Annotated in this window: 20 protein-coding genes; all 20 read left to right on the top strand. The window is 37.3% G+C overall.

Annotated elements, in window-relative coordinates; translation table 11 throughout:
* The first annotated feature begins 4 nt into the window (after nt 1–4).
* Nucleotides 5–523, top strand: coding sequence for a stage III sporulation protein AB (locus tag ACYPXO_RS05050; protein WP_459639562.1), 519 nt, complete (start codon nt 5–7; stop codon nt 521–523).
* Between the two features lie 12 nt (nt 524–535).
* Nucleotides 536–730, top strand: coding sequence for a stage III sporulation protein AC (gene spoIIIAC, locus ACYPXO_RS05055; protein ID WP_459639563.1), 195 nt, complete (start codon nt 536–538; stop codon nt 728–730).
* Nucleotides 731–740: 10 nt separating this feature from the next.
* Nucleotides 741–1,127 carry a SpoIIIAC/SpoIIIAD family protein gene (locus tag ACYPXO_RS05060; RefSeq protein WP_459639564.1) on the top strand — a complete coding sequence of 129 codons (387 nt, stop codon included), beginning with the start codon at nt 741–743 and terminating at the stop codon, nt 1,125–1,127.
* A gap of 6 nt (nt 1,128–1,133) precedes the next feature.
* The gene (locus ACYPXO_RS05065; RefSeq protein WP_459639565.1) at nt 1,134–2,279 is read left to right on the top strand and encodes a stage III sporulation protein AE; all 1,146 of its coding nucleotides are present in this window, start codon (nt 1,134–1,136) and stop codon (nt 2,277–2,279) included.
* A gap of 11 nt (nt 2,280–2,290) precedes the next feature.
* A complete protein-coding gene (locus ACYPXO_RS05070; RefSeq protein ID WP_459639566.1) occupies nt 2,291–2,620 on the top strand; it encodes a stage III sporulation protein AF in 330 nt (109 codons plus the stop codon).
* Nucleotides 2,601–3,149 (top strand): stage III sporulation protein AG, encoded by a 549-nt coding sequence (locus tag ACYPXO_RS05075; RefSeq protein ID WP_459639567.1) that lies wholly within the window; start codon nt 2,601–2,603, stop codon nt 3,147–3,149. Before ACYPXO_RS05070 ends, ACYPXO_RS05075 begins: the two co-directional genes overlap by 20 nt.
* A gap of 19 nt (nt 3,150–3,168) precedes the next feature.
* On the top strand, nt 3,169–3,771 hold the full coding sequence (locus ACYPXO_RS05080) for a SpoIIIAH-like family protein (RefSeq protein ID WP_459639568.1): 603 nt from the start codon (nt 3,169–3,171) through the stop codon (nt 3,769–3,771).
* Between the two features lie 69 nt (nt 3,772–3,840).
* Nucleotides 3,841–5,433, top strand: a complete 1,593-nt coding sequence (locus tag ACYPXO_RS05085; RefSeq protein ID WP_459639569.1) for a peptide chain release factor 3 — start codon at nt 3,841–3,843, stop codon at nt 5,431–5,433.
* Nucleotides 5,434–5,507: 74 nt separating this feature from the next.
* Nucleotides 5,508–5,888: an Asp23/Gls24 family envelope stress response protein gene (locus ACYPXO_RS05090; RefSeq protein ID WP_459639570.1), complete on the top strand. Its 381-nt coding sequence runs from the start codon at nt 5,508–5,510 to the stop codon at nt 5,886–5,888.
* Nucleotides 5,889–6,020: 132 nt separating this feature from the next.
* A complete protein-coding gene (nusB, locus tag ACYPXO_RS05095; RefSeq protein ID WP_459639571.1) occupies nt 6,021–6,419 on the top strand; it encodes a transcription antitermination factor NusB in 399 nt (132 codons plus the stop codon).
* A 10-nt stretch (nt 6,420–6,429) separates the two neighbouring features.
* Entirely contained in the window at nt 6,430–7,665 is a 1,236-nt protein-coding gene (xseA, locus tag ACYPXO_RS05100) for an exodeoxyribonuclease VII large subunit (RefSeq protein WP_459639572.1), read from the top strand.
* Complete coding sequence (xseB, locus tag ACYPXO_RS05105; RefSeq protein WP_459639573.1) at nt 7,634–7,837, top strand: exodeoxyribonuclease VII small subunit; 204 nt, start codon at nt 7,634–7,636, stop codon at nt 7,835–7,837. Before xseA ends, xseB begins: the two co-directional genes overlap by 32 nt.
* Entirely contained in the window at nt 7,827–8,717 is an 891-nt protein-coding gene (locus tag ACYPXO_RS05110) for a polyprenyl synthetase family protein (RefSeq protein WP_459639574.1), read from the top strand. The genes xseB and ACYPXO_RS05110 overlap by 11 nt, the downstream gene beginning before the upstream one ends.
* 12 nt (nt 8,718–8,729) lie before the next feature.
* Complete coding sequence (gene dxs, locus ACYPXO_RS05115) at nt 8,730–10,592, top strand: 1-deoxy-D-xylulose-5-phosphate synthase (RefSeq protein WP_459639575.1); 1,863 nt, start codon at nt 8,730–8,732, stop codon at nt 10,590–10,592.
* A 3-nt stretch (nt 10,593–10,595) separates the two neighbouring features.
* Nucleotides 10,596–11,405, top strand: coding sequence for a TlyA family RNA methyltransferase (locus ACYPXO_RS05120; protein WP_459639576.1), 810 nt, complete (start codon nt 10,596–10,598; stop codon nt 11,403–11,405).
* Between the two features lie 14 nt (nt 11,406–11,419).
* Nucleotides 11,420–12,229 (top strand): NAD(+)/NADH kinase, encoded by an 810-nt coding sequence (locus ACYPXO_RS05125; RefSeq protein WP_459639577.1) that lies wholly within the window; start codon nt 11,420–11,422, stop codon nt 12,227–12,229.
* A 1-nt stretch (nt 12,230) separates the two neighbouring features.
* A complete protein-coding gene (gene argR, locus ACYPXO_RS05130; RefSeq protein ID WP_459639578.1) occupies nt 12,231–12,683 on the top strand; it encodes an arginine repressor in 453 nt (150 codons plus the stop codon).
* Between the two features lie 9 nt (nt 12,684–12,692).
* Nucleotides 12,693–14,369, top strand: a complete 1,677-nt coding sequence (gene recN, locus ACYPXO_RS05135) for a DNA repair protein RecN (RefSeq protein WP_459639579.1) — start codon at nt 12,693–12,695, stop codon at nt 14,367–14,369.
* Between the two features lie 90 nt (nt 14,370–14,459).
* Nucleotides 14,460–15,515 carry a SpoIVB peptidase gene (gene spoIVB / locus ACYPXO_RS05140; RefSeq protein WP_459639580.1) on the top strand — a complete coding sequence of 352 codons (1,056 nt, stop codon included), beginning with the start codon at nt 14,460–14,462 and terminating at the stop codon, nt 15,513–15,515.
* A gap of 74 nt (nt 15,516–15,589) precedes the next feature.
* Nucleotides 15,590–16,198 carry a hypothetical protein gene (locus ACYPXO_RS05145; RefSeq protein ID WP_459639581.1) on the top strand — a complete coding sequence of 203 codons (609 nt, stop codon included), beginning with the start codon at nt 15,590–15,592 and terminating at the stop codon, nt 16,196–16,198.
* Nucleotides 16,199–16,229 lie beyond the last annotated feature (31 nt).

The following is a 16,229-nucleotide window of genomic DNA, read 5'->3' on the forward strand; positions in this document are numbered from 1 at the left end:
AAAGGTGCAGAAACTAATCGGATGTATATTGATTATATTTGCAAGTTCAGGAATTGGGTGGATGAAAGGAATGGAATTAAAGAAACATTTGTCAGAGGTGGAGAAGGTACGGCAAATGTTTCTTATGTTAAGAAGTGAAATAAAACACATAAAATCCCCTCTTCCTGAAGCGTTTCGTCATATCGGAAAAAGAATGGGTGGTGTTTATGAAAAATGGCTTATAGATTTATCAGAAGAAATGACCCGAAAGTCAGGTGTGACTTTTATGGAATTATGGTCGAAGTCGATTGAATATTACTGGAAAGGGCAAAATCTAAAACAGGGTGATATTGAGAAATTAAAAGCAGCAGGGGAGAATATGGGGTATCTGGATGAGGAAATGCAGATAGGAACAATTGATTTATATATGGAACAGTTGGAGAGGGAGATACAGCGTCTGCAAAAAGAATTTACCGCAGAAAAAAGATTGTGTCATTGTCTGGGTGTTTTGGGAGGGATTTTTTTGGCGGTTATTCTTATATAGAGGGAGGGAAAGATGAACGTAAATCTAATTTTTAAAATAGCGGCGGTAGGCATACTCGTTTCCGTATTAAGTCAGGTGTTAAAGCATAGCGGGAGAGAAGAACAGGCATTTTTAACCAGTTTTGCGGGATTACTACTTGTACTGTTTTGGATTCTGCCATATATTTATGAACTATTTGAGTCGATTAAACGGTTGTTTTCTTTGTGAGAGGTAAAATATGGGAATTATACAGATAGGGGCAATAGGCGTTTTGGGAGCAATTTTAGCAATTCAGTTTAAAAGCGGAAAATCTGAGTATGGGATTTATATCAGTATTGCCCTAAGTCTTCTTATCTTTTTCAGTATTGTGGGGCGTTTGGAAACGATTGTGCAGATTATAAGGGGGATTGGAGAGAAAATACAAATAAAAAGCACATATATTATAGCGCTGTTGAAAATGTTGGGAGTGACCTATGTGGCAGAGTTTTCTTCTGCAATATGTAAAGATGCGGGGTATCAGACGATTGCACAGCAGATAGAGATTTTTAGTAAACTGACGATTTTAGCGTTGAGTATGCCGATTTTACTTGCATTGTTGGAAACAATACAGGCTTTTTTGGGGTAGAAACAGATGAAAAAAATAGTTTTTAGTGTACTTATATTTTTTCTTTTCTTTTGTATATCGACGGAGGCATCAGAAATAATCGATACCGAACCGGAACAAAACGAGGTGGAAGACACAATGTTTAAACTGTTTGATTTCGGGGAGGTCAATCAGGTTTTGAAAGATATTTTACCGGAAGAAAAAATGGATTTCGGAGAAACTGTGCGTGCGGTTATAAAAGGAGAGGTGAAATTTTCTGTAGAATTATTGGAGAAACTTGTGTCGGAGCAATTGTTTTATGAGTTTCGGCAAAATAAAAAGACGGTTATACATATTTTAATAATTGCAATCATTGCAGCAGTTTTTACAAACTTTTCAAATGTGTTTCAAAACAAACAGATTGGAGAAATTAGTTTTTATGTGTTATATCTCCTGTTGATTACCATTTGTCTGAGTACTTTTCAAATTCTTATTGACGGGGCGGGAGGACACTTGGAAAAATTAACGGCGTTTATGCGGGTTCTGGGACCATTATATTTTTTGGCGGTTGCTATTTCAACGGGGAGTGGAACATCCATTATTTTTTATAATTTGCTTTTGTTTCTGATTTATATTGTAGAATTGCTTATTTTGAATTTTTTACTCCCCCTTCTGCATATTTATATGGTAATCAGAGTGTTGAATAATCTTTCGGCAGAAGAATATTTATCCAAGTTTGCTGAACTAATTGAATTTATCGTAACATGGACATTGAAAACATTGCTTGCGGCAATTATCGGGTTAAATGTGATACAGGGGTTAATCAGTCCGGCTATAGATTCTTTAAAACGGGGAGTGCTGACAAAAGGTGTAGAGGCTATTCCGGCGATTGGGGACGCTCTTGGAGGAACTGCGGAGATTGTTTTGGGAACGGCGGTTTTAGTAAAAAACGGTATCGGGGTAACAGGGGCGATTATTTGTATTGCCATTTGTGTTATTCCGATTTTACAGATGTTCGTTATGGCGTTTTTGTATAAACTGACTTCCGCATTTATTCAGCCTGTTTCGGATAAAAGGATTGTAGGATGTGTTTCAGGAATGGGAGAAGGATGTCAGATTCTTTTGCGGGTTATTTTCACAACAGGAATGCTTTTTCTCTTGACAATCGCCATTGTCACGGCAACGACAACATAAGGAGGAGTGAAATGTTTGTTTTTTTATATGAATGGATTAGAAATGTTGCATTTTATATAGTGATTATTACGGCGATCATCCAAATTCTTCCAAATGATACTTATAAGAAATATATTCATTTTTTTACCGGATTGGTTTTGATTTTGCTTTTGATGACCCCCATATTAAAAATACTGGGAATGGATAATTTGTCATCTCCTTTACGACAGGAGAGATTTGAGCAAAAACTAGAGGAGATAGAAAAAGAAACGCAATATTTACAGGAAGTGCAGTTTGAAGACTATTTGCACGAGAAAAACATAGAAGTGGAGGAAGTAGAGATTGGGGTTGAAAGTAAATGAAATTTTATCTAAGAAACGACAGTGGCTTATCGTACTTCTTGTAGGTGTATTACTTATGGTTATCGCAATTCCTTCAGAAAAAAAAGAAGATAGAGAAGAACCCATACAAAAAGTGACAGAAAAAAACGATAGTTCATCCTATACGGCAAAAATGGAGAGAAAATTGGAAAAGGTGCTAGGGCAGGTGGCAGGAGTAGGAGAAACAAAGGTGATGATTACGTTAAAGTCTACTGCTGAAAAAGTGATTGAAAAAGATGGGGAAAATACGAATCAATCTGTAGAGGAGGAAGATGCACATGGAGGAAAGAGAACAACGGAAGATAATAATAAAAAGGAAACAACAATTTATGAGGGGAGGAGTGAGGAACAGAAACCATATGTAAAAAAAGAGATGACACCGGAGATAGAAGGGGTTATCGTAATCGCCGAAGGAGGCGGAAATCCTACAACTGTTCAAAACATTACAGAGGCGGTTTTGGCATTATTTGATGTAGACACGCATAAAATTAAGATAATGAAAATGAATTAAAGAAAATAGGAGGATTATTTTGAAACGTCTATTTAAGAAAAACCAAATGATTATTACAACACTTGCAATTATGATTGCAATAGCAGGGTATCTCAATTATTCGGGAAAGATTTTCGGTGAAAAGCCTGCACAGGAAACGAACGGGGAACTTGCGAGCAAAGATTTATTGGATATTTCAGAGGAAACAACGGGAGATATTGAAAGTCATGACGGAGAAGTTGCAGACGGAAGTGTAGAAGGAACGCCGGGGGAAGCGGTTTTGACAAATGGAGTTGTAGCGGAGGCGAAGGTAACAAGGGAACAGGTAAGAGCAAAAAACAAAGAAACATTACAGGGGATTATTGATAATAAAAATATCAGTGAAGCGCAGAAAAAAGATGCCATTGCTCAAATGGTAGAGATGACGGAACTTGCGGAAAAAGAAGTGGCTGTGGAAACTTTGATGGCGTCCAAAGGATTTAAGAATGCAGTGGTAAGTTTGACGAAAGAATCAGCAGATATTGTTGTAGGAAAATCGGAACTGACAGATGCCAACAGGGCTCAAATAGAAGATATAGTGACAAGAAAAACGGATATTGCTCCCGCAAATATTGTTATTACACCAATTAACGAGAAAAAATAGTTTCTCCTTGAAAAAAAGAACAAAAGAGGGTATCATAAAGACTGCGATTGTGAAAAGAGGAGAATACAAATGTCAAATAGAATAAATGAAATAAAAAAACGAAGAACATTTGCGATTATTTCGCATCCCGATGCGGGAAAAACAACATTGACGGAGAAATTTTTGTTGTATGGAGGAGCGATTAATCAGGCAGGTTCAGTAAAAGGAAAAGCAACAGCAAAACACGCTGTATCCGACTGGATGGAGATTGAGAAAGAAAGAGGTATTTCTGTAACTTCATCGGTACTTCAGTTTAATTATGACGGATACTGCATCAATATTTTGGATACTCCGGGGCATCAGGATTTCTCGGAAGATACATACCGTACATTGATGGCGGCGGACTCAGCAGTTATGGTTATTGATGCGTCAAAAGGTGTCGAGGCGCAGACAAGAAAACTCTTTAAAGTATGTGTAATGCGCCACATTCCTATTTTTACGTTTATCAATAAGATGGACAGAGAGGCGAGAGATACTTTTGAATTGTTAGATGATATCGAAAAAGAACTTGGAATAGCAACTTGTCCGATTAACTGGCCAATCGGTTCGGGAAAAGAATTTAAAGGCGTGTTCGACAGAGAACACAGAGAAATAGAACTGTTTTCGGATACGAAAAAAGGAACAAGTGTAGGAGAAGTGAAAAAAGTTGCATTAAATGATACTTCTGCGGAAACATTAATTAGTGAGGAACAGAGAATGCAGTTGGAAGAAGAGATTGAACTGTTGGATGGGGCAAGCGCTGAGTTTGATCAGGAATTAGTAAATAAGGGAGAACTCTCACCGGTATTTTTTGGTTCGGCATTGACAAACTTTGGTGTGGAAACATTTTTGCAGCACTTTTTGGCAATGACATCATCCCCACTTCCAAGAAAATCTGATGAAGGGGAGATTGACCCGATAAAAGAAGAAGATTTCTCGGCGTTTGTTTTCAAGATTCAGGCTAATATGAATAAAGCACACCGTGACAGAATTGCATTTATGAGAATTTGTTCCGGAGAATTTGATGCAGGTATGGAAGTGTTTCATATACAGGGTGGCAAAAAAGTCCGTCTGTCGCAGCCGCAGCAGATGATGGCAAGCGAGAGAAAAATGGTGGAGAAAGCATACGGCGGAGATATTATCGGTGTGTTTGATCCGGGAATTTTCTCTATCGGTGATACGCTTACAACGTCACCTAGAAAATTTGCATATGAAGGTATTCCGACATTTGCACCGGAGCATTTTGCGAGAGTGCGTCAGGTAGATACGATGAAACGTAAGCAGTTCATTAAAGGAATTAATCAGATTGCACAGGAAGGCGCAATTCAGATTTTTCAGGAATACAATACCGGAATGGAAGAGATCATTGTCGGTGTAGTAGGAGAACTTCAGTTTGATGTATTAAAATATCGTTTGGAAAATGAATATAATGTAGAAATAAGAATGGAAAGATTGCCTTATGAACATATCCGTTGGATTGAAAACGAAGAATTGGATTTAGACAGACTTATCGGAACTTCAGACATGAAGAAAATTAAAGACTTAAAGGACAGACCACTGTTATTGTTTGTGCATAGTTGGAGCATTCGTATGACAGAAGAACGGAACGAAGGACTTAAATTGTCTGAGTTTGGACGTTCTTAAACTTTGTCTTTGCAAACCGTAGTAAAATTTGTTATAATAACAAGAGATAACAAACCAGTCAGGAGGTTTAAGATATGGGAAAAGAAGAAAGAAATGCTTATACGATACAATCAGATGAAAATTTAGGAGAAGTAAAGATTGCTGACGAAGTAGTGGCAATTATTGCAGGACTTGCAGCAATGGAAGTGGACGGAGTTGCATCTATGGCAGGTAATGCGACGAGAGAGATTATCGGGAAACTTGGCATGAAAACATTATCCAAAGGAGTAAAAGTGGATGTGTTGGAAGGAATTGTTACTGTCTGCATGAATTTGAATTTAAAATACGGATATGGCATTAGAGAAATTTCAGGAAAAGTACAGGAAAAAGTGAAGACTGCGATTGAGAATATGACAGGGCTTACAGTTGCTGATGTCAATATCCGCATTGCAGGAGTGGAGATGGACGCACAGTAAACGTGAAAGGAAAACAGTTTTTCTGTTTTCCTTTTTTTAATAAGTATTCAGCATTGGATTTACTTATAAAATGTAGTATAATATATAAATTAGAAAAATACTAAATGAAGAAGATAACAGAGAGGATAAAATATGGGAAGAACAGAATTAAGACAACATATCTTTAAAATGCTATTTTTGATAGAATTTAACGAGAAAGATGAGATGTCCGAACAGATAGAACTTTATTTAGATAATTTGGAAGATTTGTCGGAGAAAGATAGAGTATATATAGAGAATAAATATCATGCAATAGTTGAAAAAGTGGAAGAGATAGATGAACTTCTGAATACAAACACAACAGGCTGGAAGACAGCAAGAATGAATAAAGTTGATTTGACAATTCTTCGTCTTGCGATATATGAATTGAAATGGGATGAGGATGTTCCTGTAGGAGTTGCAATCAACGAAGCGGTTGAACTTGCGAAGAAATACAGCAGTGAAGAAGGACCTTCATTTGTAAATGGTGTACTTGGAAAATTAGTAAATTAGGAGTAGTCCAATGCGTAATGTATATTCGGTTAAACAGGTCAATTCATATATCAAAAATATGTTTACACAGGACTTTATGTTAAACCGTATTTATGTAAAAGGAGAAGTATCCAACTGTAAATATCATACATCGGGTCATATCTATTTTTCTTTAAAAGATGAGTCCGGAACGTTAGCCTGCATTATGTTTGCAGGACAACGGGCGGGGCTTACTTTTCGTATGCAGGAAGGTCAGCAGGTCATCGTTCTGGGCAATGTCACAACTTATGAAAGAGATGGAAAATATCAACTTTATGCCAGAGAAATTATTCTGGATGGTGCAGGTTTATTATATGAGAAATTTGAGGCGCTGAAGAAAGAATTAGAAGAAATGGGAATGTTTGCTTCAGAATATAAGAGAGCGATTCCTTTTTATGCAAAGCGGATTGGAATTGTTACGGCACCTACAGGAGCGGCAATTCGGGATATTATGAATATTGCGGCGAGAAGAAATCCTTATGTGCAGTTGATTTTATATCCCGCTTTGGTGCAGGGAAAGGACGCACCCGAAAGCATTATAAAAGGTATCAGAATGCTGGAAGAAAAGCAGGTAGATTTGATGATTGTCGGAAGAGGCGGCGGTTCAATCGAAGATTTGTGGGCATTTAATGAGGAGAGTGTAGCAAGAGCCATATTTAATTGTGCAGTTCCGATTATTTCAGCGGTAGGACATGAAACGGATACAACTATTGCGGATTATGTTGCGGACTTAAGAGCACCTACACCTTCGGCGGCAGCAGAACTTGCGGTGACGGAATATAGTCAGTTAGAAGAAACGATGTATGATTATAAGGTGCAGTTAAAAAGAAATTTAAGGCAATTTATAGCAGAGAAACGTTTGCTTCTTAAACAGTATGAAATCCGTATGAAATATTTGCAACCATATAATCAACTCCGTGAACAGAAACAGCGTTTAATAAGTATGGAAGAAAAGATGCGTGTTCTTATGGAGAAGAAACTGGAAAAGGCAAAGTATGGATTTTCTGTGCGATTGGAAAATATGAAAGCATTGTCACCTTTAGAGAAGTTAAGTAAAGGATTCGGTTATGTAGAAGGTGAGGATGGAATGGCGGTAAAAAGTGTTAAGCAGGTAAAAATAGGAGATACTTTAAAAATAGAACTGAAAGACGGAACACTTTATGCAAAAGTGACTAGCAGGATAGAGGAGGAAGAAAATGGAAGAGATGACACTGGAAGAAGTGTTTAATCAACTGGATGCGGTCATACAGGATATGGAAAGAGAAGACATTTCTTTAGAGGACTCTTTCCGTTTGTATCATGAAGGTATGCAGATGCTAAAAGTATGTAATGAAAAGATAGATACGGTTGAGAAAAAAATGTTGATTTTGGATGAAGAAGGGACAGAACATGAATTTTAATGAGTTGAGAGAAAAGAAAGTGGCGGAAATTGAAAACGTTCTGAAAAAATACTTGCCAAATCCGTCAGGGCATCAGAAAAAGATTATGGAGGCGATGGAATATAATCTTATGGCCGGCGGAAAGAGAATCCGCCCGATGCTGATGAGAGAAACATATGAGATGTTTGGCGGAACAAAAGAAATAATAGAACCGTTTATGGCAGCAATAGAAATGATTCACACATATTCGCTTATTCATGATGACCTTCCGGCTATGGATAATGACGATTATAGAAGAGGAAGAAAGACGACTCACATTGTTTACGGAGAGGCGATGGCAATACTGGCAGGTGACGCTTTGCTGAACTGTGCTTTTGAAACCGCGGCAAAAGCATTTGATATGGATGAGAAGCACAGTTATCTGATTGGAAAATCACTTCAGATTCTTGGGAAAAAAGCGGGTATTTATGGAATGATAGGCGGTCAGGTAGTTGATGTAGAGTCATCAGGAGAAAAGGTAGATAAAGAGGTGTTGGATTTCATTTATGATCTAAAAACAGGTGCTTTAATAGAGGCAGCTATGATGATAGGAGCAACTTTGGCAGATGCTACCGAAAAAGAAGTGGAGATTGTTGAAAGTGCGGCAAAAAAAGTAGGACTTGCATTTCAGATTCAGGATGATATTTTAGATGTGACAAGTACAAAAGAAGTACTTGGTAAACCAATACACAGTGATGAAAAAAATGATAAAACTACCTATGTAACATTAGATGGATTTGAAAAGGCAAAAGAACAGGTAGAAAAGCTTTCAACAGAGGCGATTGCATTGATGAAAGGATTAAACAGGGATAATCCGTATTTGATGACTCTTTTGGAAAAATTGATTTACAGGGAAAAATAAAGGAGTACGCATATGGTACTGGAACGAATTCAAAAAGAAAATGATATAAAGAAACTGAGCGGACAGGAACTTTCAGTTTTAGCAGATGAAATTCGTACATTTCTAATAGAAAAGATTAGTGTTACGGGAGGACATCTCGCATCTAATTTAGGAGTTGTTGAACTTACAATGGCGATGCATCTTGCTTTTGACCTTCCTCAAGACAGAATGATATGGGATGTGGGGCATCAGGCGTATACACATAAATTGTTGACGGGAAGAAAAGCGGGATTTGATGATTTGCGTAAACACGGAGGAATGAGCGGATTTCCAAAAAGAAAGGAAAGTGACTGTGACGCCTTTGACACAGGACATAGTTCTACCTCTATATCGGCAGGACTTGGTTATGTTGAAGCGAGAGAAATCTTGGGAGAGAATCATCATGTCATTTCAGTGATAGGTGACGGCTCACTTACCGGAGGAATGGCGTATGAAGCGTTGAATAATGCATCTCATTTAAACAGTAATTTCATTATTGTGTTAAATGATAACAATATGTCCATTTCAAAAAACGTAGGAGGAATGTCTAAATATTTAGACGGATTGCGTACGGCAGATGCTTACACCGGATTGAAAAAGGGTGTGGAATCAGCGTTAAAACAAATGCCGGCAGGAAAACCTCTTGTTTCCCATTTGAAGAAAACAAAAAGTAGTATTAAGCAACTTTTTGTACCGGGAATGTTTTTTGAAGATATGGGAATTACTTATCTCGGTCCGATAGACGGACATGATATAAAAGCCTTATACAGAACTTTTGAGGAAGCGAAGAAATTAAATAATGCCGTATTGGTACACGTTATTACCAAAAAAGGAAAAGGATATCTTCCTGCTGAGGAATTTCCTTCTAAATTTCATGGAACAGGCCCTTTTGCTATTGAAACAGGAGAAGCATTGGCAAAGAAAAAACAGGACACATACACGGATGTTTTTGGTAAAGTGATGTGCGATTTGGCGGCGAAAGACCCTAAAATCGTAGCAATTACGGCAGCAATGTCAGACGGAACAGGACTTTCTGAATTTGCCCACAGGTACAAAAAGAGATTTTTTGATGTGGGGATTGCAGAGGAACATGCAGTCACATTTGCGGCAGGTTTGGCTGCAGGAGGTTTAAAACCGGTATTTGCAGTATATTCTTCTTTTTTACAGAGGGCGTATGACCAGTTGATTCATGATGTGGCGTTACAGAATCTGCCGGTTGTATTTGCTGTAGACAGAGCGGGGATTGTAGGAAATGACGGAGAAACACATCAGGGTATTTTTGATTTATCATTTTTGTCAAGCATTCCGAACATGACGATTATTTCGCCGAAAAACCGTTGGGAATTAGCCGATATGATACGTTATGCAGTCAGCTATGAAGCACCGATTGCCATTCGCTATCCGAGGGGTACTGCGTATATGGGATTAAAAGAGTACCGTAAACCGATTACATTTCAGACGAGCGAAGTCATTTATGAGGAAGACGGAATTGCAATATTCTCTGTCGGTCATATGATGGAAGTGGCGGAAAAAGTGAGGGAGAAGTTAAAAGAAATCGGCTATAATTGTAGTTTGATTAACAGTAGATTTATTAAACCGATTGATGAACATATTTTAGATGAGATGGCAAAAGAACATACAATGTTTGTGACGATTGAAGAAAATGTTCTCTCGGGCGGTTATGGAGAAAAAGTACAGGATTATGTGATGCGTCAGCATCTTCCTGTAGATGTATTGAAAATAGGTGTTCCTGATGAATATGTGGAACATGGGAATATAGATGTTTTGCGAAAAGAGATTATGCTGGATGAAGACTCTATTGTAAAACAGATTATTACACAGTATATTGGGAGATAAAGAATGAAAGAACGTTTAGATGTATTGCTTGTAAAGAGAAATTTAGTAGAATCAAGAGAAAAGGCGAAAGCGATTATCATGTCCGGAAATGTATTTGTGGAAGGAGAAAGAGAAGACAAGGCGGGGACAACTTTCTCAGACGAAGTACAGATTGAAATAAAAGGACATACACTTCCTTATGTAAGCCGTGGAGGATTGAAACTGGAAAAGGCGGTTGCTAATTTTGATGTGGATTTGGAAGGAAAAGTATGTACGGATGTTGGTTCTTCGACAGGAGGATTTACGGACTGTATGCTTCAAAATGGTGCGAAGAAAGTGTTTGCCATTGATGTAGGAAGAGGGCAGTTGGCATGGAAACTGCGTCAGGATGATAGAGTTGTATGTATGGAAAAAACAAATATACGTTATGTGACACCGGAAGATTTAGGAGAAAAAATTGATTTTTCTTCGATAGATGTTTCGTTTATTTCTCTGACAAAAGTATTATTACCAATTCGCAATTATTTGAAAGATGACGGTCAGATTGTGGCATTAATCAAACCACAGTTTGAGGCGGGAAGAGAGAAAGTCGGGAAAAAAGGAGTCGTTCGTGAAAAGAGTACTCACCACGAAGTGATTGAAAAAGTTGTATCTTATGCGGTTTCTATCGGATTTAAAGTATTAAATATTGATTTTTCGCCGATTAAAGGACCGGAAGGAAATATTGAATATTTACTCCATATTCAGAAAACGGATAATCCTGAAACATTAGAAGACGTTGATGTTGATTTAAAGGGTGTTGTAAATAATGCGTTTGATACATTAGCAAAATAAGGACGTGTAAAATCATGGATAAATTTTATGTTATCACAAACCAAACAAAAGATGAAAAGTATGAGGTAACAAAAGCAATTAAAAAGTATATCGAAGAAAACGGAAAGAGGTGTATTCTGGAAGGGGAACAGCCGATACCAAATGATACTGAAGGGGTACTTGTGATTGGCGGAGATGGAACACTGATTCAGGCGGCAAGAGAACTATTGGACAAGAAAATGCAACTTATCGGTATTAACTTGGGTACGCTCGGATATTTAACGGAGATTGAAATGCAGACTGTGTATCCTGCATTGGATAAATTGTTTGCGGATGAGTATACGGTGGAAGAGAGAATGATGTTAAGGGGAAGGTTGCCTAATGGAAAAGAAGATGTTGCCTTAAATGATATTATCGTGACTCGTTACGGTTCTTTGCGCCTGATTTCTTTCCGCGTATATGTAAATGGCGAGTTGCTTAATACATATCAGGCGGACGGGATGATTATTTCAACACCGACAGGCTCAACAGCCTATAATCTGTCGGCGGGAGGACCGGTTGTAGAACCTACGGCATCATTGATTGTACTTACGCCTATCTGTTCCCATGCGTTAAATACAAGCAGCATCATTTTATCCGTAGAAGATGAAATTATTATTGAAATGGGAAGCAGAAGAGGAAATGAAGTGGAAGAGGCGGTTGTTGCCTTTGATGGAACAGATGTGTTAAAAGTGCGGACAGGGGATAGGATTAGAGTAAAAAAAGCAGATGAAACAATGAAACTGATGAAAATAAATCAAGTGAGTTTTTTGGAAACACTTAGAAGAAAAATGAAAGGAAACTAAAATGAAAGTAAAAAGACACGCGAAAATCGTAGAATTGATTCACAAATATGATATTGAAACACAGGAAGAATTGGCGGATTACTTAAATGAAGCCGGATTTCAAGTGACTCAGGCAACAGTTTCCAGAGATATTAGAGATTTGCGGCTGACAAAAGTACCTACCAGCACAGGAAGACAAAAATATATCGTACTTCGTACACCGGATGAGGATTTGAGAGATAAGTATCGCAGAGTGTTGCAGGACGGTTATCTTTCTATGGATAAGGCACAAAATATTCTTGTTATAAAAACTGTTCCGGGAATGGCTATGGCTGTTGCGGCAGCATTAGATGCGATGAAATGGAATGAAGTTGTGGGGTGTATTGCGGGAGATGATACTATTATGTGTGCAATACGAAGTGAAGATGCAACAACAGAAGTTATGGAAAAAATCAGCAAGATTGTTTTTCAATAGGAGAAGGGAATGCTACAAAATTTACACATAAAAAATCTCGCGTTGATTGACGAGATTGAAGTTGATTTTGAAAAAGGTTTAAACATACTGACTGGGGAAACCGGTGCGGGAAAATCTATTATTTTAGGTTCGATTCATTTGGCGCTTGGTGGAAAGTATAATGCCGATATGTTGAGAAAAGGCGCGTCCTATGGGTTGGTAGAACTAATCTTTCATATACAGGAAGAAGAAACGAAAAAGGCGTTGGAAAGGTTGGACATATTTCCGGAAGAAAATGAGATTGTATTCAGTCGTAAATTAATGGAAGGACGTAGTGTCAGCAGAATTAATGGGGAAACTGTTTCCATAAGTAAAGTAAAAGAGGCGGCGGCAATACTTATTGATATTCACGGACAGCATGAACATCAGTCTTTGCTGTATAAGAAAAATCATTTAGATATATTGGATGCTTTTGCGAAAGAAAGCATTGCTGAAATAAAATTAGAAGTAAAAGAAAAGTATGCGGCGTATAAGGCACTTAAAGATGAACTGGAGCAGGCAAAAACAGATGAGGCAGATAGAGCAAAAGAGATAGATTTTATTCAGTTTGAAGTGAAACAGATTCGAGAGGCAAATCTAAAATCAGGCGAAGACGCAGACTTAGAAGAACAGTACAAAAAAATGGTAAACGGTAAGAGAATAGTAGAGAATGTAGATGAAGTTGTCGGCTATATGGGAGAATATACCGGAGATGGAATTAGTGATATGCTAAATCGGGCAATTCGCTGTCTTGGAGAAATTTCTCATATAGATACCTTTTCCGCTACTCTGTATGAACAACTTTCGGACATAGATAATCTGTTGAATGATTTTAATCGGGAACTTTCGGAATACAGACATACTTTAGAATTTTCTGAGGAAGAATTTTATGAAACAGAAACAAGATTGAATGAAATTAATAGATTGAAGGCAAAATATGGACAGACAATAGAAAAAATTCTCTTGTATTGTGAAGAAAAAGAAAAACGTCTTGAGTGTTTAAATGACTATGACGCCTATGTAGAACAGTTACAGAAAAAATATCGTATGGCAGAGAAAGAACTGGAAAGGGTAACGAAAGAATTATCGAAATATCGACAGAAAGCTTCTCTTTTATTAAAGGATGCTATCAAAGAAGGGCTTTTGGAATTAAACTTTTTGGAAGTACAGTTTGAGATTGCTTTTGAGGAATTAAAAGAATTTACCGTCAATGGAAAAGATGCGGTTGAGTTCTTGATTTCCATGAATCCGGGAGAAACAGTAAAACCATTGGGTGAGGTCGCTTCAGGTGGTGAATTATCTCGAATTATGCTTGCTATTAAGACGGTTCTTGCTGATAAAGACGCAATAGAAACATTGATTTTTGATGAGATAGATGTGGGAATAAGCGGACGTACGGCACAGAAAGTTTCTGAAAAAATGTGTGTCATCGGGCGAAAACATCAGGTTATCTGCATTACGCATCTGGCACAGATTGCGGCTATGGCAGATACACATTTTGCCATTGAAAAAAGGGTAGATAGTGGAAAGACAAAGACGGAAATCAGTAAACTGACAGAAGAACAATCTATACAGGAATTGGCAAGAATTCTTGGAGGAGCAAAGATTACCGATAAAGTAATCGAAAGTGCGATGGAAATGAAAAATCTTGCTTTAAATGTAAAATAGTGCCAGTGTAAAACAATTAAAGATTCACATACTAAAACAGATATTCAAAAGAGTATCTGTTTTTTAATATATTTCAAGGAGGTATAGATAGTGAAAAAATACTGGTATCGTAGATGCTTGATTATTGCACTTGTATTTGCAATGGCTATAGAAGGTGGAATACTGCTTACGGAACAGCAGCGTAAACAAGAAGTAAGTGTGGAATCTATATCCAATGATTTACTTATTCCCGGAGGTGTGCCTGTTGGAATTTATATGGAAACAGACGGAGTTATGATTCTTGGAACGGAGAAAATAAAGTCGGTTGATGGTGTGAAATATGAGCCTGCGAAAAGGTTAGTCAGGGAGGGGGATTATATTCAGGAAATAGATGGAGTAAAAGTAAAAAATAAAAAAGAACTGTTGAATCAAATGTCTTATGTAAATCCTTCAGGAACAGTTTTGAAGTTGAAAAGGGGAAAAGAAAATTTATCAGTCAAAATTCATCCGGTAAAATGTAAAGGAAAATCATATAAATTGGGTATATGGGTTAGGGATAACACACAAGGACTCGGAACAGTTACGTTTTTGAATAGGAATAGTAAATATGGGGCGTTGGGGCACGGAATACATGATATGGATACAGGAAAACTTTTGCAGATGTCATCGGGCAGACTTTATGAAACGAGTATTCAAGATATAAAAAAGGGTGTAGACGGTGAACCGGGTGGTATGGAAGGAATTATCATTTATAATAAGTATAATATTTTAGGAAGTATTGAAAAAAATACAGAAGAAGGAATTTATGGAAAAATGGATGTGATTCCGCCGGAATTAATGAAACAACAGCCTTTGCAAATAGGAAAAAAGGAAGAAATCAGAGTGGGCGATGCAAAAATCAGATGTTCGGTTGACGGAGAAGTAAAAGAGTACGCTATTCGTATCACCAAAGTTGATTTGCGGGAGAGAGAAATAAATAAAGGAATTATTCTCGAAGTGACAGATAAAGAATTATTGGAAAAAACAGGTGGAATTGTTCAGGGAATGAGCGGAAGTCCAATTATACAGAATGATAAGATTATCGGAGCGGTTACCCATGTGTTTGTGCAGGATTCGGCAAAAGGATATGGGATTTTTATTGAAAATATGCTGGAGGCGTTAGAATAAAGTATGACAGGGTAGTTGTCCCTGTCATTTTAATGTTACGGGTGATATAATAAGTAGTAAAGGAGGTATACAAAATGGACATAATAGTAATTGGTATTATATTTTTACTTTTATTATTAATCGCTATTGCCTTTTCAGTGTTAATCGTATTTCTTTTTCGTAATTTTCATGATGTACGAGGATTTAATCGCAATGGCATTCATCGGAATGGTACAAAATATGATGACTTTGGCTATGACAAAAATGGATATGATCGGGACGGATATGATTGTCATGGATTTAATATTAACGGATATAACAGGGAAGGATATAATAGAAGAGGTTATAATCAAGAAGGAAGAAATAGTAAAGGGCAGTATAATAGAATTTTTGATACAAATTTCGGAAAAGACGGATTTTATAGTCCCAGAACATCTTTCGTTATTGTGACAAATCATGCAAAACAACGTATGTTAGAACGTTTGCCATCTCGATTAGTACAAGATATCGATAAACTTGCATATGAAGCCTTTTGCTACGGTAAAAGTAAAAGACAAATCAAAAAAAGTTCCGCTGTATTAATAGAAGAAATTGAAAATCGATATGATGGAAGTGTCATACTGATATATGGCGGGTACATATATGTTTTTTCAAAGGACTGTAAATTGATTACAGTATATAAAAATACAAGAATCCCATTATAAACGAGAGTTTATATGATTGACTGTGTTGCGT

The organism is Faecalimonas canis (genome assembly GCF_054601575.1).